The sequence below is a fragment of the Aestuariivirga sp. genome, assembly GCF_047600585.1.
GTDB lineage: Bacteria > Pseudomonadota > Alphaproteobacteria > Rhizobiales > Aestuariivirgaceae > Aestuariivirga.
Genome location: NZ_JASGKP010000001.1, coordinates 899,266 through 923,761 on the forward strand (window position 1 = coordinate 899,266; position 24,496 = coordinate 923,761).

General features: G+C 62.5%; 32 protein-coding genes. All 32 read right to left on the reverse strand.

Annotated features, from left to right (window positions below):
• Positions 1-51 precede the first annotated feature (51 nt).
• A complete protein-coding gene (locus tag QM801_RS04190) occupies positions 52-681 on the reverse strand; it encodes a glycoside hydrolase family 19 protein (protein WP_415017958.1) in 630 nt (209 codons plus the stop codon).
• A gap of 12 nt (positions 682-693) precedes the next feature.
• Entirely contained in the window at positions 694-4,053 is a 3,360-nt protein-coding gene (locus tag QM801_RS04195; protein WP_415017959.1) for a M15 family metallopeptidase, read from the reverse strand.
• The gene (locus QM801_RS04200) at positions 4,053-4,550 is read right to left on the reverse strand and encodes a hypothetical protein (RefSeq protein ID WP_415017960.1); all 498 of its coding nucleotides are present in this window, start codon (positions 4,548-4,550) and stop codon (positions 4,053-4,055) included. Before QM801_RS04200 ends, QM801_RS04195 begins: the two co-directional genes overlap by 1 nt.
• Positions 4,550-4,960: a hypothetical protein gene (locus tag QM801_RS04205; protein WP_415017961.1), complete on the reverse strand. Its 411-nt coding sequence runs from the start codon at positions 4,958-4,960 to the stop codon at positions 4,550-4,552. The genes QM801_RS04200 and QM801_RS04205 overlap by 1 nt, the downstream gene beginning before the upstream one ends.
• Positions 4,961-5,039: 79 nt before the next feature.
• Positions 5,040-7,559, reverse strand: coding sequence for a hypothetical protein (locus QM801_RS04210; RefSeq protein ID WP_415017962.1), 2,520 nt, complete (start codon positions 7,557-7,559; stop codon positions 5,040-5,042).
• The gene (locus tag QM801_RS04215) at positions 7,552-8,109 is read right to left on the reverse strand and encodes a hypothetical protein (RefSeq protein ID WP_415017963.1); all 558 of its coding nucleotides are present in this window, start codon (positions 8,107-8,109) and stop codon (positions 7,552-7,554) included. The genes QM801_RS04210 and QM801_RS04215 overlap by 8 nt, the downstream gene beginning before the upstream one ends.
• An 88-nt stretch (positions 8,110-8,197) precedes the next feature.
• Complete coding sequence (locus QM801_RS04220; RefSeq protein ID WP_415017964.1) at positions 8,198-9,136, reverse strand: hypothetical protein; 939 nt, start codon at positions 9,134-9,136, stop codon at positions 8,198-8,200.
• A gap of 94 nt (positions 9,137-9,230) precedes the next feature.
• On the reverse strand, positions 9,231-9,968 hold the full coding sequence (locus tag QM801_RS04225) for a hypothetical protein (RefSeq protein ID WP_415017965.1): 738 nt from the start codon (positions 9,966-9,968) through the stop codon (positions 9,231-9,233).
• 92 nt (positions 9,969-10,060) lie between these two features.
• Positions 10,061-10,594: a hypothetical protein gene (locus QM801_RS04230; RefSeq protein ID WP_415017966.1), complete on the reverse strand. Its 534-nt coding sequence runs from the start codon at positions 10,592-10,594 to the stop codon at positions 10,061-10,063.
• Positions 10,595-10,597: 3 nt separating this feature from the next.
• The gene (locus QM801_RS04235; protein ID WP_415017967.1) at positions 10,598-11,545 is read right to left on the reverse strand and encodes a hypothetical protein; all 948 of its coding nucleotides are present in this window, start codon (positions 11,543-11,545) and stop codon (positions 10,598-10,600) included.
• Positions 11,542-13,224 carry a portal protein gene (locus QM801_RS04240; protein ID WP_415017968.1) on the reverse strand — a complete coding sequence of 561 codons (1,683 nt, stop codon included), beginning with the start codon at positions 13,222-13,224 and terminating at the stop codon, positions 11,542-11,544. The genes QM801_RS04235 and QM801_RS04240 overlap by 4 nt, the downstream gene beginning before the upstream one ends.
• Before the next feature lies 1 nt (position 13,225).
• The gene (locus tag QM801_RS04245) at positions 13,226-13,408 is read right to left on the reverse strand and encodes a hypothetical protein (RefSeq protein WP_415017969.1); all 183 of its coding nucleotides are present in this window, start codon (positions 13,406-13,408) and stop codon (positions 13,226-13,228) included.
• Positions 13,408-13,602, reverse strand: coding sequence for a hypothetical protein (locus tag QM801_RS04250; protein ID WP_415017970.1), 195 nt, complete (start codon positions 13,600-13,602; stop codon positions 13,408-13,410). The genes QM801_RS04245 and QM801_RS04250 overlap by 1 nt, the downstream gene beginning before the upstream one ends.
• 9 nt (positions 13,603-13,611) lie before the next feature.
• Entirely contained in the window at positions 13,612-13,812 is a 201-nt protein-coding gene (locus QM801_RS04255) for a hypothetical protein (protein ID WP_415017971.1), read from the reverse strand.
• Entirely contained in the window at positions 13,809-14,105 is a 297-nt protein-coding gene (locus QM801_RS04260; protein ID WP_415017972.1) for a hypothetical protein, read from the reverse strand. Before QM801_RS04260 ends, QM801_RS04255 begins: the two co-directional genes overlap by 4 nt.
• Positions 14,102-14,509 carry a DUF3310 domain-containing protein gene (locus QM801_RS04265; protein WP_415017973.1) on the reverse strand — a complete coding sequence of 136 codons (408 nt, stop codon included), beginning with the start codon at positions 14,507-14,509 and terminating at the stop codon, positions 14,102-14,104. The genes QM801_RS04260 and QM801_RS04265 overlap by 4 nt, the downstream gene beginning before the upstream one ends.
• Positions 14,506-15,066 carry an AAA family ATPase gene (locus QM801_RS04270; RefSeq protein ID WP_415017974.1) on the reverse strand — a complete coding sequence of 187 codons (561 nt, stop codon included), beginning with the start codon at positions 15,064-15,066 and terminating at the stop codon, positions 14,506-14,508. The genes QM801_RS04265 and QM801_RS04270 overlap by 4 nt, the downstream gene beginning before the upstream one ends.
• Before the next feature lies 1 nt (position 15,067).
• On the reverse strand, positions 15,068-15,241 hold the full coding sequence (locus QM801_RS04275; RefSeq protein ID WP_415017975.1) for a hypothetical protein: 174 nt from the start codon (positions 15,239-15,241) through the stop codon (positions 15,068-15,070).
• A gap of 4 nt (positions 15,242-15,245) precedes the next feature.
• Positions 15,246-16,094 carry a hypothetical protein gene (locus tag QM801_RS04280; protein WP_415017976.1) on the reverse strand — a complete coding sequence of 283 codons (849 nt, stop codon included), beginning with the start codon at positions 16,092-16,094 and terminating at the stop codon, positions 15,246-15,248.
• A gap of 100 nt (positions 16,095-16,194) precedes the next feature.
• Positions 16,195-16,524 carry a hypothetical protein gene (locus tag QM801_RS04285; protein ID WP_415017977.1) on the reverse strand — a complete coding sequence of 110 codons (330 nt, stop codon included), beginning with the start codon at positions 16,522-16,524 and terminating at the stop codon, positions 16,195-16,197.
• A gap of 237 nt (positions 16,525-16,761) precedes the next feature.
• Complete coding sequence (locus QM801_RS04290) at positions 16,762-18,975, reverse strand: DNA polymerase (protein ID WP_415017978.1); 2,214 nt, start codon at positions 18,973-18,975, stop codon at positions 16,762-16,764.
• A complete protein-coding gene (locus QM801_RS04295) occupies positions 18,909-19,193 on the reverse strand; it encodes a hypothetical protein (RefSeq protein WP_415017979.1) in 285 nt (94 codons plus the stop codon). Before QM801_RS04295 ends, QM801_RS04290 begins: the two co-directional genes overlap by 67 nt.
• 7 nt (positions 19,194-19,200) lie before the next feature.
• Entirely contained in the window at positions 19,201-20,685 is a 1,485-nt protein-coding gene (locus QM801_RS04300) for a DnaB-like helicase C-terminal domain-containing protein (RefSeq protein WP_415017980.1), read from the reverse strand.
• Between the two features lie 226 nt (positions 20,686-20,911).
• Entirely contained in the window at positions 20,912-21,181 is a 270-nt protein-coding gene (locus tag QM801_RS04305; protein ID WP_415017981.1) for a helix-turn-helix domain-containing protein, read from the reverse strand.
• Positions 21,178-21,660, reverse strand: a complete 483-nt coding sequence (locus QM801_RS04310) for an N-acetylmuramoyl-L-alanine amidase (protein WP_415017982.1) — start codon at positions 21,658-21,660, stop codon at positions 21,178-21,180. Before QM801_RS04310 ends, QM801_RS04305 begins: the two co-directional genes overlap by 4 nt.
• The gene (locus QM801_RS04315) at positions 21,657-21,863 is read right to left on the reverse strand and encodes a hypothetical protein (protein WP_415017983.1); all 207 of its coding nucleotides are present in this window, start codon (positions 21,861-21,863) and stop codon (positions 21,657-21,659) included. Before QM801_RS04315 ends, QM801_RS04310 begins: the two co-directional genes overlap by 4 nt.
• On the reverse strand, positions 21,860-22,324 hold the full coding sequence (locus QM801_RS04320) for a hypothetical protein (protein ID WP_415017984.1): 465 nt from the start codon (positions 22,322-22,324) through the stop codon (positions 21,860-21,862). The genes QM801_RS04315 and QM801_RS04320 overlap by 4 nt, the downstream gene beginning before the upstream one ends.
• Positions 22,324-22,893: a hypothetical protein gene (locus tag QM801_RS04325; RefSeq protein ID WP_415017985.1), complete on the reverse strand. Its 570-nt coding sequence runs from the start codon at positions 22,891-22,893 to the stop codon at positions 22,324-22,326. Before QM801_RS04325 ends, QM801_RS04320 begins: the two co-directional genes overlap by 1 nt.
• A complete protein-coding gene (locus QM801_RS04330; RefSeq protein ID WP_415017986.1) occupies positions 22,890-23,267 on the reverse strand; it encodes a hypothetical protein in 378 nt (125 codons plus the stop codon). The genes QM801_RS04325 and QM801_RS04330 overlap by 4 nt, the downstream gene beginning before the upstream one ends.
• Positions 23,264-23,440: a hypothetical protein gene (locus QM801_RS04335; RefSeq protein ID WP_415017987.1), complete on the reverse strand. Its 177-nt coding sequence runs from the start codon at positions 23,438-23,440 to the stop codon at positions 23,264-23,266. Before QM801_RS04335 ends, QM801_RS04330 begins: the two co-directional genes overlap by 4 nt.
• Position 23,441: 1 nt before the next feature.
• Positions 23,442-24,110 (reverse strand): hypothetical protein, encoded by a 669-nt coding sequence (locus tag QM801_RS04340; RefSeq protein ID WP_415017988.1) that lies wholly within the window; start codon positions 24,108-24,110, stop codon positions 23,442-23,444.
• A 19-nt stretch (positions 24,111-24,129) separates the two neighbouring features.
• Positions 24,130-24,465, reverse strand: coding sequence for a hypothetical protein (locus tag QM801_RS04345; protein WP_415017989.1), 336 nt, complete (start codon positions 24,463-24,465; stop codon positions 24,130-24,132).
• Positions 24,466-24,496: the final 31 nt, after the last annotated feature.

Sequence of the window (24,496 nt, forward strand, 5' to 3'; positions counted from 1 at the left end):
ACCATCTTGGAGCGGTCTTGCGGTGTTGTAACCGTGGCCATCATCTAGTCCTTAGGGAAAGAGTTTGCGAACCTTGTTGAGCCACTCGCGGCGTGAGGCGAGGTTCGTGGAGCCACCGTTGAGGCGCTTGGTGTCTGCTTCGATGCCGGTGATCTTGCCGAGTTTGAGCAGCTTCGCCATTGCCAGTGCAGCAGGGAGCACCCACTCGGGCTGCAAGAGGAGCTCCGGGTTCGCCACGATGTCCTGGCCGAGCTCATTGCCCACTGCCACCGTGTTGTCCTTGCCGGTGATCTGGAGAGCCCCCTTGCCCCGGAACCGGTAGCCATCGCCCGATGCCTCATCGCCGTTGCCCATGCGGTTCGCATAGACCTTGTTGGCGAGCTTCTTCGGGTTCATCGCGTAAGGCGCTGCGGCGGCGAGTGTCGGGAAGCGCTTCGGCCACACCTGAGTGAGACGCTTGGCCGAATACCCGAGGCTCTCTTCGAACTTGGTGAGCCCCATGCTCTCTTCACCCATCTGGGCGAGGAGCTCGCGGATGTTCTCGCGGTCGGTGATGTCGAAGGCGGGTGCCCACTTGATGAGGTGGTCCGCGATCATGTTCGTAATGATGGGGTTGGCTTTGGGGTAGAGCTGCTTCACGCGGTCAAGCGGAAGGCTCCACCCGGCGAGGTCGTTTGCCATTGGGTGTTGTCCTTAGTTGAGTTCGATGTGCGGGAGATCGGAGAAGCGCTTCCAGTCTCCGCCCCATGAGGCGTTGATGCCGGTGCGCTTGATGGCGGCCTTGATCGCCTTGCCGAGGTCGTACTGCTTCTTCTTGTCGAAGATCACGCGGCCCTGGTCGTCGAGCACCCAGATGTCCACGGCCTTGCCGGTGAGATGGTGGCTGTCTTCCTTCTTCGACCAGCCCCACTTCATGGCCTTGGCTTGCAGCTCTGCGCTGCGCTTGCCTGAGGCGACCACGAACTTGACGGGGCTATCCTTGCGGACCTCCGCCACGAGCTGGGCGAGCTGCGGGTCCACAGAGCTGAGCGTCTGCTGCTCGTTGCCGATTGGGTCGGGGTTCCACTCCATGAACTTGGCGATCTGGTCTTCGCCCCTGCCGTCCGTCCTCGGGATGTTGGCGTAGACATCAGGCACGTCATTGCCACCTGGCATCCGCACACCGTTGTCGCCGTAGACACTGGCCTGGCGATTGTGGAGCATCTCGGCGTAGCGCTCGGCGTCCTGCGGGTTGTTGAACTTCCCGAGGTGCTCGCCGGTCTTCTGGTAGTGGGCGATAGCCTCCTCCTCGGAGACACGCTTGCCGTTGATGATGGTCGGGAGGAGCACCTCTTCGCCGTCGATGTTCGTGGAGAAGGACTGCTCGGTACTGATGCTGCCGTCCTCGTTCTTGAGGACCTTGCGGCGGTCGAGGTCGATGTTGCCTTGCTCCACCATGCCCTGAGGCTCGCCCAGGGTAAACGTGCCGCTGTTGCTCTGCTCCTGACCACCGCCGCCATTACGCATGGCTTCGAGGGACTGGATGAGGGTCTGCCGGTCCACGGTCGCCTTGTTGAGCTCCCCTGCCTTGCCGTCGCGGTGGTAGGTGATCCCATCAGACATCGGGAGACCAGCCCACTCCTTGGCGAGGTTGTCGGCGAACTGCTCGGCGCTCATCTTGCCAGCCATGAACTTCGAGAGCCCACGGCCTTCCATGAGGATGCCAGCGAGCTTGTCCTGCATACCGGCGTCGAACGCGGCGTTGAGGTCGATGTCGTTGTTCTCCACCAGGCCACGCAGCGTCTTGTTGATGAACTGGTAGCCGCCCACGGCGGTGCTGTCGGCCCCGGCGTTGAGCATCTCCTGCTGGAAGTTGAGCACCTCGCCGACCGTCATCTGGTCCACAGGCTTCGGGGGCTGGATCGGAGAGCCGTTCCATACGCTGGAATAGCCCTGCGGTGCCTCGGCCTGCTGGATCACGGCGTGGATCGGGGAGGGGGCCTTAGCTCCCATGCCGATGCCGAACGTCCCGGCGAAGGGCTGCGCGGAGCCCTCCTTCGGGAGGTAGACCTTGCGGCTCTCCGGGGGGATGAGCTTCCACATCTGCTCCCAGGCCTTGTCGGGCTGGATGCCGAATGTCTTGGCCATCTCCTCGACGCGGGCCTTGGTGTCGGGGCTCTGCGCTGCGAGCGGCGGTGCGCCGTCCGGTACGTTCTTGTTGAGCGCTCCGATGTCGCCAGGCTGCGCGGTGATGCCCTTGCGCTTCTGCTGCTTGAGGTACAGACGCTCGTAGAGCTTCGCCGGGTCCACAGCCCGCTTGTCGGCTTCGGCCTCGATCATCTTCTTCAGGCCGGGGCTGATGGTCTCGAACTTCGGCATGTCCGGAGGAGGCGGCCCCAGGTCTTCCACGCCCTCGGGCATCGGTGCCGGGGGAGGCGGTTGTCCTGCGGCGGCTTCCTGCTTGAGGCGCTCTGCCTCGGCCTGGCGCTGCTGTTCCTGGAAGGTCTTGACGCTCTTCTCGTCGGTGCCTGCACCCATGAAGGTGCGGTTCTCCATGTCGAGGTTCTTGATGATGCTGTCCTCGATGCGGGTCATCTCACGATCCACCGCCACCGGGTCCTTGAGGTCCACACCACGCTGGGCGAGGGCGAAGACCTGTTCGTTGAGGTAGCGCTCGGCTTGGAGGCCTTCCTCGGTCATGCCCTCAGGCGCGAAGTCCTTGTCCCAGTCGGTCGGCATCGTCTTGTCTTTGATGAAGCGCTGCACACGCTTGTAGACCTGGCTGTCCTGAAGCTGCTTCACCGGGTGGTCGCTCTTGTCCTCAAGGGACTTCGCGTAGCCCATCGCCTTGGTGATGCTCTCGGGGTTCTTCAGAACGCCCCACTTGATGGCGTCCATCACCGCCTTGGTGCCACCACCCTGGCTCACGTCCTTGTAGAGCTGCGCCATGCCGGTCGGGTCTTCGTAGCCCCCACGGTTGTCGATTAGCTTCTTCTGGGCGTCGATCATGTCGAGACGGAACTGCGGGTCCAGCTTAGCGCCTTCCTTGAGGAGCTCGTCCGGCAGCAGGGCCATCGGGTCCTTCACCATGCTCTCGATTGCGCCGCTCTTCAGCTCGGCGAGGCGGGCCTTGTCTGCGGCCTCACGTGCCAGGCGCTCTTCGCGGGACCGTGCCACGCTCAACTCTTCCAGCTTGGCCTTGGAGGCGACGATGCTGTCCCGGAAGCGGGGGTCATCCTTCATCGCGTAGTCGGTGCCGGGGAGCTTGTTCTCGAAGAGTGAATACATGGAGGGCTCGTCGAGCTCGACCGCCTTGTTGACGATCATGTCCACCACTTGCTTGTCGAAGTCGTCGGCCTTGATGCCCGTCTCGATGGCAGCGGCGCGGCGCTCCAGCATCTTGTTCCAGAGCACCTTGGGGTCGGTCGTCGTGTCCTTCTCATCACGCACACCACCCACGGCCCAAGTGTTGAGGCCCTCGGTGGCTGCGGCGACGTTGGCGTTGAGCGACTTGTTGTAGACGTTCTTCGCCATGTTGGCTTCATGCGTCTGGTGCAGCTCTTCGGTGACCTTGGCGAGGTAGGGGACGAGGCCCTTCACCACTTCCGGATCATCGCTGAGGGACGAGGAGAGCTTGCCCATAGTGTCGTTGACCCAGAGATCGAAGACTTGGGGGTCGGTGCTATCCTTGCCAGCCCACATCTCGTAGGCAATCGTGGCGTCGTTCGAGAGCTGTTGCCCCAGGTGATCACCCTCGGCGTTCTTCCACGCCTCGGTGAACGCGGGGCTTTGGTGCGGCGGGATCACACCACGCTTCACCGCTTCGTTGTAGCCCATGCGGTTGTTGTTGTAGAACGCCTTGGTGGCCTTCGCCTTGTCCACGGCCTCGGTCTTCGCCTTGTTCTTCTCGTGGAAGCCGTCGAGCACACCGCTCAGCCCACCCAGTGCATCGGCGAGAGCGAAGAGCGGGTTCTTCGGGGGCTCACCCACACGGACGAACGTATCGACCGGCGAGGACTGGGGCTGGTACTGCTCGGTGACTTCAACGGTAGGGGTAGGGGGACGCTGTGCCATTATCCAAATGCCTTGATGCCTGAGCTGACGACGCTAATCATTGCGCCCAGTGGGGATGGGGATGCTGCGGGCTGCACCGACGCGATGCGGCTCTCGGCCTTCGCCTTGTGGCCCTTCATCTCGTCCATGAGCTGCGCCACCTTCATCTTGTTGTTCTCTTCGATGACCGCCCGGTTCGTGGCCGCCTTGCGGAGGATGTTGTTGACGACCGACTTCACCGAGTTGCCGTCCACGCCGCCTGCTGCCGCCGAGACCTCAGCCTCAGCCGCCTTCTCCGCGCCCTCCACCTGGGAGAGCCCGAGCTTGGCGTTGTCCGCGATGTCTTCCTGGATGATGCGCCGGGTGGTGGCGGTGTAGTCCTCGCCGAGGGCCTTGATGGAGTTCTTGTAGTTCTGCTTCCACGCCGCGTTCTGCGCTGAGGCCTGGGCGCTCTCCGCCATGAAGCCCACACCGGCCTGCGCCGCACTGGCGAGAAAGCCTACTGCTGGTCCGCACATTATGCGTCCTCCTTGGGTGGCTCGAAGAGCATGAGCATCATGGTGTCGAAGTCCTCGAAGGGCCGGACGATCTGCTTGAAGCCAAGCATCTTGAGCCAGCGGCGATGGAGCGTATTGCTCTTGAGGAGGTGAGCCTCGATGGTGGCTCCGCCCAGCTTCCAGAGGTCCACGGTGCGCTTGGCGATCTTCGTCACGGTGATGGGGTTGTGGTTGAGGTGCTCGGTGCCGAGGAGCCAGAAGCGCCATGCGCCGCCGAGATCATCGACCGATTGGTGCAGGCCGAAGACACACACAGGGTTGCCGTCGATGTCCTTGACCGTGCGGTAGACCGCCTGGACGTGATCTTCCGTACAGTGCTTGTAGGCCGCGTAGGCGAAGTCGCAGATGCCACCCCACTCCTTGCGGTCCACCTCCCGAGCTGATGCCCAGAGCTGCTTGAACTCCGGGAACGTCAGCGGGTCTGGGACTTCAACGTAGCCCTCGGGGAGGTCAAGCTGCGTAATCCCATAGTGTGCCAATCCATTGCGAAGGGAATGGGGTGTCATTGATGGTCCTTATGGTCACGAGGTTTGAGGGGCCGCCTGTCGAGGCGCGGAGCGTTGCCTCGTTGAGCCGCACACCACCAATGGCATCATCCACGGGGAGGAACCCGCCGTTGAACTCCACGATGGCCGGGCCGAGGTCCCCTGCGTTCTGCTTCAGTGAGGTCTCGATGCGGGTGTAGGCGGTCTTGCCCATCACCAGGGCGTATCCGTTGACGTTCGGGGGCTCCAAGCCGAACACCACGTCTCCGGACCTCGGGTCACGCTTGTAGAACGTGCTCTCGATGCGCTCGGTGGTGATTGGGAGGCCGACCGCCACGGTGTCACCATTGGCGAGATCGTCAGACGAGAAGGCGAGGACGGTGGTGTTCCCCACGGGCGTAACGGTGTGCGGGACGATCTTGCGGCCCCGCTTGCTACCGGTCATCTGGTAGGCCACCAGCTTCGAGTGCTGCTCCTCCTTCAGAGGGAATGGCACGGTGATGGACGGAGCGGTGGAGACCGCCACGTAGTACGCCATGTCGAGTCGCGTCAGGTAGTTGCTTGCGCCCGGATCGCGGCGGTTCTGGTTGAGGTCCATGCTGACGAAGTGAGAGCCCGCCTCGTCTTCGAGGAGAGCGAAGAGCTCTGCGCCGTCGAACTGGAACCAGCCGAGCTGGGTGTCTGCCGGGAGCCGCCACTTGTGCCACGCCACCTGGGCCACCTCGCCGCTCTCGTTGAGCCGCCACTCGTGGACGTACATGAGGCCGTCATCGCTCTGCGTGGTCACCGCGAGCATCTTGAGGAGGTCCGAGCCTGCCATGTCCCGCGCAGGGCCGTAGATGTAGGTGGGCACGTGTTCGGTGACGTTGCGCTCGCCCCGCAGCTTCCCGTTCTCCAGGAGCATGTCGCGGACGTTCGTGTAGTCGCCCACCGTGGAGCAATACATGAGGCTCTTGCCAATCGGGATCGGCATGATGCTCGTCTCATACTCGGCGGTGCCCACCAGGTCAGAGCCCACGGTTGTCGTCTTGAAGGACTGGTCACCGGAGTTGATGTTGAACTGGGCCTTCTGGCTCCACACCAGCGCCCCGTCACCGGCCAGCACGAAGTGGTCGAAGCTCGTCGGGGTGGTGTGGGCGATGTCGTAGTCGATGGGGTCGGTCGCCAGTTCGGTCTTCGCCGTGTCGGGCCACCAGGTGTAAGGCTCCTTGGTCTTGGACCACACGGCACCACCCGAGTGCAGCAGCACCAGGCGGCGGTCGTCGTAGCCAATGGCCGTGAGCGTCTTCCCCACGAAGGATGGCTCCTTGGCACTGTCGATACCATCACCGCACACACGGTCCTGAAGCGGACAGCGCTCAAGCAGGAAGTTGCCGGGGGAGGTGTTGATCAGGCGGAGGGGCATGGTGGCCGGATCGAGGCCGAGCTTCACGCCTGGCGCAGGACACTCGACCCACGTACCGGAGCGGCCAGTGTTCTCGAACTTCACCCAGTAGTCATCGGCCTTGGTGTTCTTCTCGCCGCGCACCTTCAGGATCATCCCAGGGTAGCCCACGCGAGGGAGGTCGGCGTACTTCTGCGCGAAGTCCTTCATGATGATGAGGTGGTCAGAGTTGCCGTCCGACCCGTCGATGTCGAAGTCCTTGTCGTCGTCACGCCAGATGCGGAGCGTGGTGCCGTTGATCTGGATGTGGTAGCCGAGCGAGGCCAGCGTCGGGGTGCCCACGGGGCGGGTCAGCTTGTTCCAGTGGCCATTGCCGTCACTGTCCGTGTCAGACTTGCCGAGCTCAGGCCAGCCGTAGCTATCACCACCCACGATGCCGTCAGCGTTACCGGCCACGGTCATGGCGTTTGCGATCCCGGTGCCTTCCATCGCACGGTAGAACGTAGCGGCGAGATGGGATGGGGAGGCGTAGGGCTCATTGCTGCTCACCGAGGCGTCAGCGGTCTCGTAGCCCCACTTGTAGATGGTGGACTGGTCCTTGCGCTTCAGAGCGATGGAGTACTTCAGCTTGTAGCCACCAGCCTTGAAGTAGACGAGCGCCTCGTATGGCCGCGTGGGCTGGGTGCGGCTCGGGTCCATCGCCACTTCAACGGTCTTGTTGATGATGAACGTGGTGTCTTCCACCGTGATGGCCTTGAACTGGTTCTTCTCCGGGGAAGGGGCCGCAAGGTAAGACGTGACGCCCGAGCCCAGGGTGACGGAGCACTCAAGGCCGGTCTCCACGCGGAAGACCTTGAGCACACCACCGTCGATGCTGACGAAGTAGCGCTCGTCCTTGCTGCGGAAGATGCCATGGACCCAGGCGCTCCGTGCGAGGAAGCCGGGGATGTATTTGCGGTACGTGAACGGGGGGCGGGGGATGACGCCGTAGACCACGGAGTTGATGGCGTCGTAGAGCTCCTCACACTGGCTGTCCCGACGCATAAGGGGGCTCTGCTGCGAGACGCCCTGGATCAGGCTGCGGGTGATCTGCTCAGGCATAGTTCCTCCGGAGTTCTTCATCGCGGTTGTCGAAGTCGGCCTTGGCGCTGTTCCACTCGATGGTCAGGTTGCGAAGCGTGGTGCCCTCGGCCTTCTTGCTGGTGGCGTAGTGGAAGGCGACCTGGGCCTTGAAGAGCCGCTTGGCGTAATACGGGAGGTCGTCCCACTGGCGGTGGATCACCAGGTCGAGGTAGACGGGCTGGGTGCCGAGGGCGAAGGTGTTGCGCTGCCGGTCGAAGATGCGGCGGCCCACCAGCGTGAAGGTCGGCCTGGTGTTGCTCATGTTCGCCACGCGGATGGTGTCGGCGCTCACCGTCACCTCACCAGCCCCATCGGGTGTGTGCATGACGCGGATGAGCGTGTTGAATGTGTATCCCGTGTCCTGGTAGTCGCGGGAGGTCTGCATCAGCATGTGATAGACCTTGAGCGCCTCCTGGTTCCGGGTGATGTCGTCCTCGGAGATTATGGGCTGCTGGTTGCCAGCGAGAAGCGCGGCGTTGATCGCCTCGGTGAGCGTCAGCGTGGCGGAATAGATCGGCAAGTCGGCCATGGGTAAGGTCTCTCACATGATGATGGAGGCCTCCCCCGAGCTCTCGCCCGGAGGAGGTTTCTGCAAGATGGTTAGTCCTGCGGTGTCGTTACGAGACGGCGAGTTCCACCGAGCACTCCTGACGGAGCACACCGTGACCTTCGAGCTGCGAGGCAATCATCAGGGTGCCGAGGCGGTCATCCTGCTTCTTGATCACGAGCTTCAGACCACGACGCTTCAGACGGCCCACGGCCATCTCGGTGGAGATGAAGCCGACGCAGTTCGTGAAGTTGCCGCGATACTTGGTCGGGCCGGTGGTGATGTTCGTCACCGGGATGTGGATGATGCCCTTCGGCTTGATGCCAGCCACGAGGCCGGTGGTGCCGGTGGAGCGATCACCCGAGCCGGAAGTCGCCTCGCTGTCGATGCCCGTGTAACGGGACAGCAGGAGGTATTCCTTCCACGGCAGGAAGCCCTTCGCCTTGCCGCTGATGTCGTTCGTGTTGATGAACTCCACGGCAGAGAAGTACGCGGCCTCGATCTTCGCCGGGTCGGTACGCATGTTGGCGTCGGTCACGCGGAGGCCAGCCGGACCGCCGGTGTAGGCAGGGGTCGAGGTACGGGCAGCAAGGACGTGCATGATGGCACGACGCTTGTCCGAGCCCACGGCAAGGCTTTCGCCAAGCTGACGGGCGTAGGGACCGGCGATGTCGTACGTCAGCATCAGCTCGTCCACTTCGGCGAGGAACGCTGCGTCATACATCATGTTGTCGAGGCTGATCTCGACCTCGTTGCTTTCGAGGCCACCGCCCAGGATGATTTCACCCGGCACGTGCTCGCTCTCGCCGCGCTTGCGGCCAAGGATCGGGAACTTCTCCGACTGGCCACCGGAGATCGACTTCGTGAAGACGTGATCTTCGAGTTCGACCGTCTCGGCGTGGGCTTCGAGCAGCATGTTGGCAATGCCACGCAGGAACAGCTCACGCTCGTCCGAACCGGCATTGGTCTTGTTACCCGGCTTGGACCGGGCGTCTGTGTAAACGCTCAAATCGTTTACTCCCTTGTTGGAAAGCCCCCCAGAGATGGAACGAACCAAGAGTGGAGGGCCACAAAGCTCTTGGTGTTTTCGTCAGGGCGTCACATCACACGTAGTCGATGCTCACCTTGATTTCGGAGGCCGCAACCGCAGTCGTGTCGGTATCCGCCGCAGCAGCCGTGATGGCGAAAGCGATGCCGGTGGCGAAGCGCTTACCCAGCTCACCGAACGGCAAGTTGACAGAGCCTGTGGCCGGGATCGGGATAGTCAGCACCGGTACGTCAGTGCCTACGGTCGGCGCGGACGCCTTGTTGTAGAGCTTGAGGTATCGGATCGCCGCGTTGATGTTCGTAGCGGTGACGTTGTAGACCGTACCTGCGGAGGCCTTGACGCTGGTGGCGTTGGTGCTGGCCGCAGAGTTGGTGTTGCTTGTGGTCGGCACGGCGGGGGTGTTCGTCACTGTGCCTGCGGAGGTCAGCGAGCCTGACACGGGGACCGTACCGTTGATCGTCACCGCACCCTCGGTCGTGACAAACATCGTGGTGTTCGAGGTCTGCGCCGCCACCGTTACGTTACCAGTCACCGCAGCGAGGGCCGTCACGCGGGCCTTGAGGAGCCCAGAGACATCCACGCCCCAGATGTCCTGAAGAGCAGACGCCACGCTGGCAGACTTGACGCCAGTCGTGAAGCGGATGATGAGGTCCGCGCCACCCAAGGTGATCCAATTGGTGCCATCCACCGTGCCTTGGATCGAGAGCGCACCGGTATACGTGCCCACCGTCTGGAAGATGAGGGTCGCCGCGTTTGACACGTCGATCTCCACCGCCGAGTTGGCAGTCGCCACGCCAGCGGGCACGAGGTTCTGAGTTGAGATAACGCCGACCTCGTACGCGGGCTCAAACTCCCCGATACGACGTATGGTTTTCTTGACAGGCATTAGCGTTTGCTTCCTTTGGCGGCCTTCACCGCGTTGTTGATGTCAGCGATGACGCTGTTCGGAATGTCATCCGGAGCAGCAGCCATCTTCTCGATGATCTCGGCGGTTCGACCTGGGGCCATCATCCGCGCAGCAGCCCTCATGCCGAAGACGGCGGAGAAGATGATCCCCCAGCCGGTCGCATAGAAGGCGGCAGCGTTTGTGATGTATTTGCCCATGTTCTCGAAGCCACGGTGGGCGTATTGGTCGAGGCCGGGGATGAAGAGCATGATGAGCGGGATCGCCCAGAGCACCAGGAGGAACTCGTCCTTCCAGGAGTTCTGAGCACCCTCGGCCCACTTGAGGTCCCACTCGACTTCGCTCTTGACGATGTAGTGGGCGAGCTCGGCCTTGGCACGTTCCACGGAGAGTTCAGTCTCCAATCGTGCGTCGGCCTTCTTCGCTCGATCCTCGAACCACCTCACACCCATCCCGCCGAGCCACTTGCCCACGGAGCCGAGAGCCCCGAGGACGGCCAGAACTGGAAAGGCCATGGGTTAGCCCTTCTTGCTGTAGTAGGCCGAGGCCCTGATCTTGGCGTGGTGGTCGCGGATGCTGCGCTGCTTGGCGCTCTCGTCCTTCATCTTCATGATCTCGGAGAGAGCCTTGCGCTCTTCAACGGCGTCCTTGTAGCCCTCGACCTTGCCAGCATCCTTGCCAGCCTTGCGACCGGTGCCATAGTCCTTGGCCTTGCCAGCAGCGACCGGCTTCTCGCCAGTGGCAGTCTGGTAGCGGCGCACGAGGAGCTCAAGCTGGGTGCGGTAGGTCTTCAGGTTCTTGGACCCGCCGTTGTACGCAGCGTTGTATTCGTCCTTCTGCTCCTGGGTGTAGTTCGCCTTGGCCCACTCGTAGGCGGCATCGACCACCGGCTGGCCACCGAGGGTGTCGGTGAATCCGGCCCAATCACGCTGCGAGGCGGCGAGGCGCTGCTCGATGAAGAACTGGGCGTCTTCCTTCTTGATGCCGCGAGACTTGGAGAGGTATTCGAGGGTCTGGGCGTTGAGCTCAGCCTTGCCGGTCTTGGTGAAGTTGGCCTCCACCTCGGCCTCGAACGTCTCCATGTTGAGGAGCCCCGTGTTGTCCACGTACTTGGCGTCCCACTTCTTCACGTCCTTCGGGTCGAAGTCGCCGAGCTCGTGAGCTTCCTGGGGCTTCTCTTCAGCACCCTCAGCCTTTTCCTCAGCCGCAGAGGCCTCCTCGGTGGAAGACTCGGCGGTGGCTTCTTCGGCATTGCCCTCGTCTGCCTTCTCCAGGCCGTCCAGCTCGATGCTGTCGCCGTCTTCGTTGTCGCCCTCGATGAGCACATCGCCATCGGGGTTCGTCGGGTCGTTGACGGTGGTGCTCATGGAGACATCGGTGCCGAACGAGGCTTCGATCTCCTCCTGCGGTGCCTTGCCGAGGTCAGAGGCCTTGGGTGCGCCGGTGTTGTCGTTTTCAGTCGTCATTGTGCGATCTGTCCTTCAGTTGGTTGTGAGAGTGCTTGGTCCTTCATCCCCTGGAAGAGCGCTGAGGCTCCCTCCTTGGCGACGGCGGGGAGAGTCTGCTGGGCGAGGCTGTCTTGCTGCGCCTTGTCCATCTCCTGGGTGACTTGCTCTGCGGACTTGATGAGGCCCTCAGTGCGGACGCCACGCGAAGCGAAGAGCCTCCGGGCGAACTCAAGGCGGTCGATGTCCGACGCCACGGACGGCTGAGCCATCGCGGTGCCGTATTCGGTTGCGGCCTTGAGGAGCTGGTCACCTTCGTGAGTGCGGCCCAGTGCATCAGCACCGGAGGCGACGGCGAGGGTGATCTCGTCGGAGAACTTCTCCATGAGGTTCGGCAGGAAGTTGTCTTCCTCGAAGTGCAGCTCGATGAACCGCTTGAGGAAGCCACGCTGCACGGTCTGGGAGAGCTTCGAGTAGAGGCCGCCCATGGCCTCGTCGATCTCGTTGGCGAGCTGCTGCCACTCCTCGGCGGTGACACGCTCACCGGAGCGCTGAATGGACATCTTCTTGAGGAAGGCCCGTTCGAGACGCCGCGTTGCGTCACCCACGTAGGTGATCGCGAAGTTGAGATCGGCGAACTTGTTGAGGCTCGGCGTCACACCGAAGTCCTCGGCGTTGCCACTCAGCCAGTCACCGTTACGCGCCTTCTTGAGGTCTTGTATCTTGAGGGGCGCAGAGGGCTTGATGAGGCGGTTGTATTCCACCGCACCCTGGAGACCATCACGCAGGCCTTCATGCCCTTCCTCAACGAGGTAGAGGTCGGCGATGTAGAGCTGCACGTATGAGAGCCCCCAGTCGTGCCCAGGCTGAGCCACGAGCCACTCGGCGGAGAGCGGAGGTTCCTTGCCAGCAGCGAACGTCTTGCCGCTGTCCTTGAGGTAGGCGCCGTTCCACTCCTGCCAGAGCAGCCACACCGGCTTCTCGGGGTCGCTCTCGGGGTCGCGGTAACACACCGTGTGGATGGTCACCTCGTCTTCCCACTCGGGGGTCTCGCCGTCCTTCATCTTCCCGGCGTTCACACGCTGGGCCGTGACGTTGGGCTGGATCGCCTCGGGGAGGTCCTCGAATAGGCAGCTCTCCTCCAGGATCACCCACACCTGGCGGCCCAGCTTGTCGCGGTGAACCACGTAGCTGTCCATCCGGTGGATGACGGGGAGGTCGATGTGCCGCCAGTCACGCAGGGCGTTGCCGCCGATGATGAGCTGGGTGGAGAGATCGGAGTAGGCGTCACGGGCACGGGTGGCTTCGAGGCGCTTACGGTGCTCCTCTTCGAGCGCCCCGGTGGCCGAGTAAATCTTCGAGATGTACTGGCCGACTTCCTCCGGGTCCATCTGCTGGGCCTCGGCGGTCTTGCGAACGCGGTACTCCTTGATCGCGTAGTTCATCCCGATGCGGGACGGGGGCAGGGCGAGATACATCAGCTTGGAGGCCAGGGTGCCCACGCAGTCAGCGCCAACGCCGACCTGGGGCAACTCCAGCTCATCACCCGGCTCCCAGCCCTCGGGCGGAAAGACGTGCGGAAGGGTCAGGAGCGAATACTCCCGAGCCCGATCCAGTACTGATGTTCGCCTCCCCAGCTTCGCCTGGTAGGCCGCGCTTGCTGGCCGTCCCAGGGAGAACTTGGAAGGTTCTTGCTTCATGTCAGAGCTTCAGTCCTGCTCCAACGCGGCGCAGACCATCGAGGCCCTTCGCCTTGTCGGCGGCTGCGGTCTCGTCCTGCTTGGCGCGGGCTTCAGCGCCCACCTCAGTGGGGTCCGGTGGCTTGAGCGGCGGTGCCGGGGGAGCTGCGGGTTCAATCGGCTTCGGGGGTTTCGGCGGGCACATCAGAGAGCTCCTGTCTTCACCTTGGGGACGCCGCTGCGGGTGAACGGCATCGTGTTTGCGGGGATGTTGGTGTCTGCCATCTGCTCGATGTCAGTGCTGTCGGTGGCCTCTGCGGTCGCAAAGCCTACTGCCTTGCCACCCTCGTCGGGTGACCAGGTGGGCCGCGAGATGGGAGGCTTTGGGTATGAGCCCATGCACATGGGTCAGTCTCCTACGTTGATGGTGGTGTCGCCCTCGGACGGCGCGGGGTCGAAGGACTGCTGGTTCTCGCGGAGCTTCGCGGCGACCTCCTTGGCGAACTCGACCTTGGCCGACTTGGCGACGGCGACTTCGATGCTGGTGCCGGGGTAGATCGGCTCATGCTGGAAGCCTTCGAGCCACTTGATGATCTCGTTGATCGTCACGGCTTCGGCTCCTCTAAGATGGGAATGAACCAGCAGTGCTCGACCGCTTGTGGGCTTCTTGTCTTGTCCAGTTCCCTCGCGGTCACCTCGGCATCCTGCTTGCGGCAGAACCGTACAGCCTTCTCAACGTCAGTGGTCCAGGTCGGCTCATAGCTACGGACGCGAGGTGTTTGGGTCTCGAAGGTCAGCTTAAATCCGGAGAAGTAGAGCTGTACCCTTGCGAAGTGTGGCGACACCTCTTGGACGCATCCCTCGACGAGCCAGGCGTATTCCCTTGTGCTCTGCGGCTTCATGACTTCGACTCCTTCGCCCGCGCTTCCTTCGGTTCACGCCACCAGTCTTCGTCGCCCTCCAGATACTTGCGGAACATCTGGCAGTAGCGCTCGGCCTTCCGGATGTCTTCGAGCCCGTTCTTCGCGTCGTAGCGGAGCACGTACTTGATGATGTTGCCCTGGAAGAAGTTGAGCTTGTTCTCGCCGATGAACCGCACGGGCTCGATCTTGAAGCGGGCGTAGTGTTCCGGGAGCACCACGTTGTCGCGTTGCTTCGGGTCGATGCCCTGCTCATGCGCCGCGAGGGCCTTGAGTGCGTCATCGAAGCCGGGGAGAAAGGGGTTCTCCTCCGTCAGCTCGGAGGGGCAGGGGTCTTCCGGCCATTCCATGCGGCGGCGATTGTGTCCGTGGATCACTTCCCTCACGGGTGAACTCCTTTGGTCTTGACGAGCCAGTCGTAGATGGTGCGTGGGGCTTCGCTGTCGCCGGGGACGTGGAGCCCACCGAGCGGGACGATGCGGTTCCAGAGGCCGATCACCTCGTTGTCCACACGCTTGGCCTCTTCGAGAGACTTCTGGGTGCGGCCCTGAGGCGAGAACTTCTTCACGCGGACGACCTGGATGTTGATGTTCTCGTAGCTGCGCCAGGTCTGGAGCACCGTGTCGATGAACCAGTCATCAGCGAACGGCCCAGTCTTCGGGCGATACACGAGGGCGAGCGGGAGCGGGCTGTCAGTGATGACGTAGCGTGTCTTCCCGATGAGGCGACGGAGGCGGTGGTCCTGCTTGCCGGTGACGTAGAGCTGGCTCTCGCGGAGCTCGTCGATGCGGCCCGCATACACCATGTCCTTGGCGACTTCCGTCACCAGCTCCACGGAGTGCCCCATGTTCTTCATGAGGTTGAAGAGACCGGCAGCGGTCGTGCTCTTGCCAGCACCAGGCCCCGCCCAGAGGTTGATAACCTTCAGGCGTTGGTCGCTCATGTCACTTGCTCACGAGCCAGGCCGCCGCGAGAATGATCACCCAGATGGTCAGCACGATGCCGACCCAGGCGAAGACCGGCGCGAAGACCCACCACCACGAGATGGCGATGACGCCTGCGAGCTTGCAGACGACCAGCGCAACGAAGAGGAGGCCGAGGATGTAGTCGAGTTTCATGGGATCAATCCTTCTGTGAGGTTATCTTGAGACGGTCAGGCGTCCACCGGTAGTCGGTGCCCTCACCGTATTGGAGGAGGTAGGCGAGACGAGCGTTGCGGAGGGCGTCAGCTTCACCGAGACCAGCCTTCTCGTAGTTCGAGACGACCACACGCCAGGGATCATCCGTGGGCTTGCCGACCCACTTGGTGGTCTTCTGCCCTTTGTTCTTCCCTCGGGTGATCACACCCTCCTCGGGGAAGAGCTCAAGGCTCTCGTCGAGGATGCGGGCCGCACGTTCCATGCCGATGCCAGGGCACCCGAAGTATCCGTCCACGCGGTCACCGGCGAGTGTCTGCATGAGGTGGAAGCGCTGAGCTTCCCACTTGGCCGTCTCCTTGATGATGGGCTTGCCGTTGTAATCACGGTCGCCGATCTTGTGGTAGAAGCCGGGGATGGAGAGGTAGTCCTTGTCCTTGCCCACCAGACACACCTTGGCGTCCGGCATGGTGCCAGCCTGCGAGAGGATGTCATCGGCTTCGAGCCCGGCCTCGGAATAGGCCCCGTGGTTCTCGCGGAGGTGCTCCTTGAGCGTGTCCAGGAGGAGGGGGCGCACACTGTCCTTGCGGTTCGCCTTGTACTCGGGGTCGATCTCGCGGCGGAAGTTCGTCTTGTCGGTGAGGAAGACCTCGACGTTGTTGGCTGGGATGTGGGTCTTCAGCCAGTAGAGCATGTTGTCCAGAGCCACCTTGCCTTCGTTGACGTGGGCGAAGGGCTCGGCGTATCCGAACGAGTTGATGTGGACGTTCTGCACGGCAGCGGCGGCGCGGAACGCGAGGATGTCGCCGTCAATGGCGAGGATGTCGAAGTTCATGGAGAGTTCATCTCCTCAAGGATGGCCCACACCACGTAGGCAACGCCCAGGGCAGCAGGGATGGTGATGATGAGGATTGCGAGGAGGATGATGGTGTTGATCACTTGGCACCGCCCATCTGGTCCATCGGCGTGAAGGGCTTGCAGACGCACTCCATCACGTCAGACATGATGCCCCAGGCCAGCTCGTCGTCGCCATCGAAGGCGCAGTACGCGGCGATCACCGGCCCGAGGAGCAGGACGCCCGGAGCCCAGACGATGCCGGGGAGCTTGATGAGCCAGGTCTCGTCCACGCCCCACACAGAGTCCAGGGCGACGATGATGACGGAGGGCAGGAACCACACCAGGAGGATCGGCAAGGCCGTCCACGCCACGCTGAGGCCAAACCAGGTGGTGATGGCGATGAGTGCGATGTTGATGAAGTGGGTCATTTGGTCTCCATGTGCTGGCGTTGCGATAGAGCGACGTGTCCCGCCGCCGTGATGTGCCACCGGGAGGACCAGCCATGGCCGTCCGGCGTGATGTTCGTGATCCACCCGAGCGAGGCGGCGAGTGCTACCTGGCGCGAGTGGACCCTTGCGAAGTCGCTTGAGGTGTAGAACGGGTTCTCCCACGCCCTCTCGATCACCCGCCAGAACGCGGCGCTGAGTGACCCGGTGTAGAAGGCGTTAGTGGGTGGTGGCCCAGGAGGTGCCGACCTTGAAGTCGGTGGCGAGGCGTCCGATGAACCCGAGGCGCTTGCCGACGATCTCCATGGCTTCTGCTGCTGCCGGGCCGATGATTTCCGTGAGCTCCGTGCGGTGCCCGACTTGGAGTTCGTCGTGTATCCATCCGTGCTGCCGGAAGTCCGTGCCATGCTTCAGTCCCTTCTTGGTGAGGATTTCATGAAGCTCGACATCCCAGTGTTTGCAGATGATGGCTCCGTCTCCTTGGAGCAGCGAGTTCACCGAGGCGTGGGCCTTGCGTGTCACGATCTTTCGACCGTCCAGCCCGATGAGGTAGCCTTGGTTCTGGGCGAGCTCGCTGACGTGTTTGCGGAAGTCCTTGAGGCCCGCGATGCCGTTCATGAAGCGCTGCTTCACCATCTGCCCCTTGGCGATGTAGCAGCACGTGGTCTCGTCGGGCTTGATGAACTCGGTGCGGGTCTCCTTGGCGAGCTTCTCCATGAACTGGAGGTAGGACTTCAGCTCACGTGATGCGAGGAGGGTAGCTCTTTCGCTCTCCTCAAAGCCCACACCAATTCCGATCTTGAGAGGTCCAGCACCATATAGGAATGCGTATGTGACCGTCTTAGTATCGGCTCGGCTGAGGCCTGTGATCTTGGAGTTCTCAGTGTGTGGGTCGGCGGCAGGGTCAGACATGAGCTCCGCGAAGCGCCCACCGTCGAACGGCGCAAGGTGGTGTCCGAGGCACTTGAGCTCAAGGCTTGCGGCGTCGGTGCCGGTGAGCGCCCAGTTGCGGAGGGTGATGAAGAGCTGCCGGGCTTCCCAGCCGAAGCGTCCGTCGATCCCCTTGAGGGGCTCCTTCTTGATGACCTTGCCTTCATCGTTCTTGGTCTCCTTCACGAGCACGGCGGGCACCTGGCCCAGGTTCGGATTGGAGTGCGTGGCGCGGTGCGTGATGGTGCCGTTCTGGTCCACACGTCCGTGGATCGCCTGGGTGCCCTCACGGTAGGCGTTGAGCCACGAGTTCTTGCCCTTCTGGAGAGCGCCCAGCGTCTTCGAGACCACGAAGTAGTTCATGATCAGTGTGCGGACGGTCTCGGGCAGGACCTCTTTCGGTATCTCTTCGAGGGTGGCTTCATCCACCTTCGCCACGGCTCCACCGCGTCCACCGAACACCAGGGGCTTCCACCCGAAGACCTCTTGCAGTCTCTTGCCGAGGTGCTCACGGCTCGACGGGTTGAACCTCACGCGCTTGATCCCGACGAAAGGTGCGTCTGGGCTGTATTCAGCGAGTGGCGGCCCGATGTAGGGCTTCAGCTCCTTGCCGGTCTTCTCGGAGATGCGCGGGATGATGATGTCAGGGAGGCCGGTCATCTTCACCTGGGTGGCGCGGGCCGGTGCGGTGCCGGTCGCCGGGTCGTCCTGGGGTTCCCACCACTCGCCGAAGATCGAGACGAGCTGGTCTTCGAGCTCCTCGTTGGCGTTCTTGAGGTCACGCACCAGGGCGATGCCCTTCATGTGGTCGAAGGGCCACCCGAAGCTCTCCTGTTGGGTGAGGATTTGCTTGAGCTTCATCTCGACGCCGACGACCGCCTCGTTCCAGGCGTCCGGCAGCTCGGCCATGCGCTTCTTGATGAGGTTCCACAGGGCGGCGTTCACCTTCGTGTCGGAGACGCAGCGCTCGCCCATGTAGTCGGTGTAGGTCTTCCAGTCGGTGATGTCGGTGCCCACCTTGTGGATGCCGAGGCGGTAGCCCCAGGCCTCAATGCTGTGGCGCTTGATGAGCTGTCCTGGGAGCAGGCCAGCACGGAAGCGCCTGAAGTCCGGCTGCTCCAGAAGGTCTACCGGCCACACCATCTTCGCCAGCACCAGCGTGTCGATCTGCTTGGGGCTCTTGAACCACGGGTAGATGTAGCGGATGGCTGGGTCGTCGTAGCCGAGCACGTGGTGGCCCACCGCAACGCTGGCCTGCTCAAGGTGTCGGAGACCTTCTTCGAGCTGGGCCGGGGGATAGAACCAGTCCTCACCGCTCTCCGGATCGACGACCGAGAGACAGTGCAGCTTCGTGAGCTTCTTCTCGTGGCCCTCGGGGAAGTCGAGGAGGCCATCGCCTTCGATGTCGTAGACGACCTCACGCCCGGCGAAGGGGCTTAGTGAACCGTGAACCCGGAGCGAAGAACTGCGGCTCGGATCGCTGAGCGGACCTTCGTAAGCCATGACATTGCCTTCTGCTGTTCTGCGGGTGTGGTGACGTTCGTGATGTCGATGGGCTCCTGGAACTCGCGGAGCTTCGTGTAATCGACCTGGTGATGGAGGAGCGCGTGGTATCCATCGCGGAGCATCTTGATGAACTCCTGGGCGATGGTCAGGCGCTTGGCGTAAACGTCCTTCTCCTCCCGCACCTGGGCCAGCATCTCTTCGCGCCGTCTACGCATGGGGTCTTCAGTAGTCATTGTTGCCGCTCACCTGTTTGTGTTGTCCGGGCTTCACGGTGAAGACGCCGGTTGATGGGTCGTAGTCGAGCGTGTCGGCCAAGCCGGTCGGCCCGATCTTTCGGTTCTTGAGGACGCGGAGGTAGCGCTCGGTGGCGTGATCCCCCTGCTGGTCGCCCTCGATGCCGATGATGGAGGACGCGAAGTTGGCGATGCCGCCCGAGCCACGGAGCTGCGAGATGTGAACCTGGGCACCGTCTTCGTGTCCCTTGTCACCCTCAGGGCGCTTCAAGTGGTGAGCGATGATGAGGCAGATGCCCAGCTCCTTCGCCAGCAGCGAGAGCTTCGCGGCCACGCGGTCCAGGACTTCCACCTTGTTGGGGCTGTCATCGAGCCCGGCGATGAAGGAGATCGGATCGACGATCACGATGTCGCACTCAAGGCCCTTCGCCATGTAGCGGACGTAGGAGAAGATTGCCTTCATGGTCCACTCGGCGTTCTCCGGATCGAAGAGCTCCACCCGACGCGAGCCGAAGAGCTCCTTGTGCTTTATGATGCGTTCCTCACGAGGGAGGGGGTTGAGGATAAGACGCCGACCCAACCACGCGGAGAGTAGACCTATCTGTACGTCAGCCCGCATGTCCTCGAACCCGAGGTGGCCGATCTTCGCGCCTTGCTTGAGCCAGTCGATCTCCATGTCGAAGAGCAGCGAGGTCTTACCCATGCCGGTGCCTGCCGCCAGGTAGACGACCTGTCCCTTGTAGAGCCCGAGCATCTTGTCGGAGAGGCCAGGGAACTTGTAGCTGTAGACCGGCTTGAGGGCGTCATCGTCGAGGATGTCAGCCACGCAGTCGGCGGCGTTCACCACCCCAGCCGGACGCCATGTGGTCGCGGCGAAGATGGCCTCCATGATGTTCCCAGGGAGCCCGGCCTGCTTGAGGTCCGAGGCATCCTTGCGGCCCTCCACCTTGGCGATCTTGACCTTGCCGACCTCGAACAGCGAGGCGCACTCAAGCGCTGCGGCCTGGCCGCTCTCGTCGTTGTCGAAGTAGAGCACGATCTCGTCGTAGCGGTCGAGCTCACGGTAGTTGGCTTGGAGCTGCTTCTTCGCGGTCTGGTCTCCGCCGATGGTCGAGAAGCAGGGGAACTTGAAGTCCGTGGCCTCGGCAGCAGACATCGCGTCGATCTCGCCGGTGAAGATCACCACGCGCTTGTCGTGCTTATCGCCCCAGACCCCGTGGCCGAAGAGCTTGCAGTCGTGGGGCTTGGCGTCACCCGAGGTGTAGGCGAAGGTCTTGTCCTTCATCCGCACCTTCTGGCGCACCGGCTCACCCGCCTGGTCATACATGGTGTAGATGTGGGAGCTGGGGTGGCGCACACCGTTCGCGTCAACGAACTCAGCAAGGAAGTATCCGTAGCGGCGCAGCGTCTTCGCCGAGAGCTTCCTCTTGGAAAGGTCCTGGAAGCCGTCACTCGGGGGCGCAATCAACGTCACGTTCTTACTCCTTGTAGGGCGCTCTGCCCCAGCTCCCACGCCACCGGCCCCAGTCACCCTGCTGGATGTGTCCGTAGAGGTCGGCGGTTCGTGGTGACCACATCCAAAGCTGAAGCAATGGGCGTGGCCGTCTGCGTATCGCTTGAGGTTGTCGGACGACCCGCACTTCGGGCAGGGCTCGGTGCCAATCACCTGGTCGTGTCCGTCAGCGTAGTCGTCCATTCAATCAGCCCTCCAGCGTGTAGCTCGTGTAGCTCTGTCCGTTCGGGTGGGTCTTCCACTCCGCGTTGATGCGATAACCGGCCCGCTTGAGCTCGGAGATGCGCTTCGTGATGGAGCCGATGTTCATGGTGGTGAACGCGATCAGCGGCGTCAGCGAGCGGCCCGTCTGGAGGTAGTCCAGGATTTTCTGGTTCTGCGGGGAGAGCTTGCGACGCACCACCGTGAGGGACTGGAGGCCACCTTCGACGGTCTTCTGCTTGGTCTTCTTGGTCATGGGATGATCCCTTTCGCTTTGAACATGAGGAAGTCCTGCCGGATGTCGTCGATGTCCCAGCAAGGGCAAGGATGCTTGCGGTGGACGTAGGGCGTGAGCTCCGAGTGGCCCTTGATCTTCGCTTGGGGGAACTCGGCCTCCAGTTCGCAGAGCAGGGACATGAGGCTCATCTTCGTGGGCCACTTGATGTTGTTCTCGAAGACGCCCTTGTGGTTCGCACCGCCGTGGAGGACGATGTTGATGGAGCGGTCGTTGAGGCCTGGGGCTGCGGAGCTGTAGAGCCTGCGGGGCCGCGTCTCCACGATCTCCCCTGCGCCGGTCACCACGAAGTGGTAGCCGATGTCGAGGAGCCCCATCCGCCTCCCGTTCACCCGCAGGAAGTCCATGGGGTCGTCGGTGTCAGGATCGGTGTGGCTGTCGTGGATGATGATGTAGTCCGTGCGAGGCCGCTCACGGAGCTGGATGCTGTCGAGCCTCACGATGGGAGCCCGAAGAGCACCACCCCAAGGCCCATCAGCGCGAAGAGCATCGAGACGATGGCGTAGCCGGTCATGCAGTCACCATCGTCCTGGAAGGCCGAGATGATGAGGGCGAATAACGCCAGCACGAAGAGCGGGAAGGCGAGGACCCACACCATGCCCAGGCTGACGGGTTCGCATACGAGTGTCTGGATTGCGTTCATTTCTTCACCTCCTTGATCCATGCTTCGGGGATAGTCTTCGCGGCCCACTTGAAGCCGTACTTGTCGGCCCAGGCTGCGAGTGTGGTCTTCGAGCCCTTGCGGATCGGGTCCGAAGGGCGCTGGAAGACGAACCGGATGTCCAGCTCCGGATGCTGCGTCTTGATGAAGAGGTGCTTGGCCCGATCATCAGGCTCGAACTTCCCCTTGGTCTCGACCAGGATGCCGTTGTCCAGGAGGTGGAAGTCGGGTGTGTATGTCCGCGTTGTCTCGGGCACCACGTACTTGATCTTGAACTTCTCAAACTCGTAGCGGACCTTCATCTGGTCCAGGAGCTTGCCGTTCATCTCTTCGAGCCCGGAGCGATAGCCGTTCGCCATGCCACGGGCCTTCTTCGGGTCTGCGGCGTTGAGCCACCACGGACGGGCCGAGCGCTGCGCCCAGGTCTGACGAGAGACTGCCATCAGAGCACCCAGCGGGTGTCGATGTAGGGGGCGGTGTCGTAGGTCACCCACTCCTGCTCTTGGTTGAGGAAGAGGACGCCAGGCGGCAGACCACCGGCCTTCGCGTCAACCGTGGTGCGATTGAGCAGATAGTAGAGGTCGGGGTTGCGTGGGTCGAGGTAGTCGAGCTTCTGGGAGACCTTGAGGCGGCTCGCCTTGGCCCAGGCGAAGAAGTCGTCGCGCTTCCGCTGGGGACAGTAGACCCGCATGTGCTGCTCGGGATATAGGGCACCGAGGAAAGGGGCGCGACCGTCCACTTCCAACTTGAGGCGGAGAGGCACCAGGCCATATCTCAGGTAGACGGCGGCCCGCTCTAGGAGGATGTCTACAGCCTCGCCGGACGTGACGTTCTTGATGAGCCCCACCGTCATGGCTTCGCTGTAGATGCGCTCGCCGTCACCATCGAGCTGCACGAAGGCCACCAGGCGGTCACCCTGGCGATCATCCACGGGCATGGAGTTGAAGGCGTCTATGGCTTTGGCCACCGAGCCGTGGAACGTGATGTGGCTCTCGAAGGTGTGCTTGTTCATGTGTCCTCTCCGATGATGATGTGTCGAGCGCCCAGCAGGAAGTCCACCGACATGACGCTGGTGAACCGGACGCATTGGCCCTTGTCGATCCAGACGATCTTGCCGGTGGTTGCTACTGAGCTGGTCATGGCGACTGCGGACGTGATGTCCTCGAAGTCGTCAGGCCAATTGTCGGGGGTTGCTTCCTTGGCCAGCTTCAGGAAGAGCTCGAAGTCCTCACCCTCGTAGAGAGTGAACTGTCCGTTGGGCAGCTTGGCGGCTGACTTGGCGGCGGTGTCGTGAAACATCGCGTAGCCGAAGGGACACTTGTCCTGGGCGTGGACGATGCCAGGGGCCAGGAGGAAGGCTGCTGCGAGGGCGAGGACCTTCATCATCCGAGGTATGTCCCCAGCCAGATGACCAGCGCCACGATCCCGAAGATCAGGAAGAGCGTGAGGAGCGGCGCGTAGGTGAAGCCCAGAGTGATGAGGGCGATGACGCCGACGACCGCCAGGACGATCAGGACGATCTCAGCGAAGGAGCGGAGGATTGCGAGGAACTCCTTCATCTCAGTAGTCTCCATCCGCAGCAGCGTCAGCAGCACCGGCCACATCAGCATCCGAGGCCTTACCACCGTGGACGTAGCCACCGGCGACCGGAGCCATGCCCTTGCGGCCACCCGTCTTCGGCTTTACGAGCTCGACGACTTGCACACGCTTGAAGTCGAGGCGCACACCGGCCTTCTTCGAGGCGGCCATGGCGATTGCGCGGGGCGCGTACTGGATGATGACCTTGGAGCCCTCACCGAGCCACAGGCCGCCGGTGATCTCCTTGCCGATGCCATCGTAGAACTCGATCTTCACATCGACCGGCTCAGCGTCGGGGTCCTTCGGTACGATCTTGGCGTTCTGCTTGAACTCCACGAGCTGGCGGCCCGTCTCGTTGCCCTCGGCGTCATACTCGGGCTCGACCGGCGTGAAGAGCGACCATTGCTTCTTCTGCGCGGGGGTCATCTTCTCGGTGTGCGCCGCGAGTGCAGCTTCGGACTCGGCCTTGATGAAGGCGAGGAACTCAGCATCGGCGGGCACGTTCGGATCGTAGGCGATCTTGCCGTGGTAGACGCCAAGCTGGTTGAACTTGGTGTCGGGCTTGTTGAACCAGGCCCACGGCTTCAGCGGCCCCACGGGGGCGGAGCGGTAGGGGTTCTTCTTGGCGGGGGTTGCAGAGGTGTCAGACATTCGGTGTGTCTCCTTTCGATCAGATGAGTTGCGAGAACGGCTTGGGGGCGACGATCCCGGCGAAGTCGCGGAGCACGTCGATCTGAAGGTTGGTCTTGAAGTCGTGAGCTTCAGCGCGGAGCACCTTCAGCCCCACGCTGTGCATCTCTTGCGGGTCCACCATGAAGCGGTGGCAGTAGACGGCGAAGACCGTGGCGATCCCCAACATCTGTTCGTTCGCAGGGCGGGCCTGCACTTGGTTGAGAGCTTCGAGCGCAGCCTCAGCCACCGCCTTGCGGGAGGTAGACATGAGACGGTCGCGGTCGAGGGGCTTGGGCTTGGCGTTTTCCTTCTCAGGCTTGGTCACCGTGTCCATCTCAGGTCTCCTTTCGCGTTTGTGTTATTTC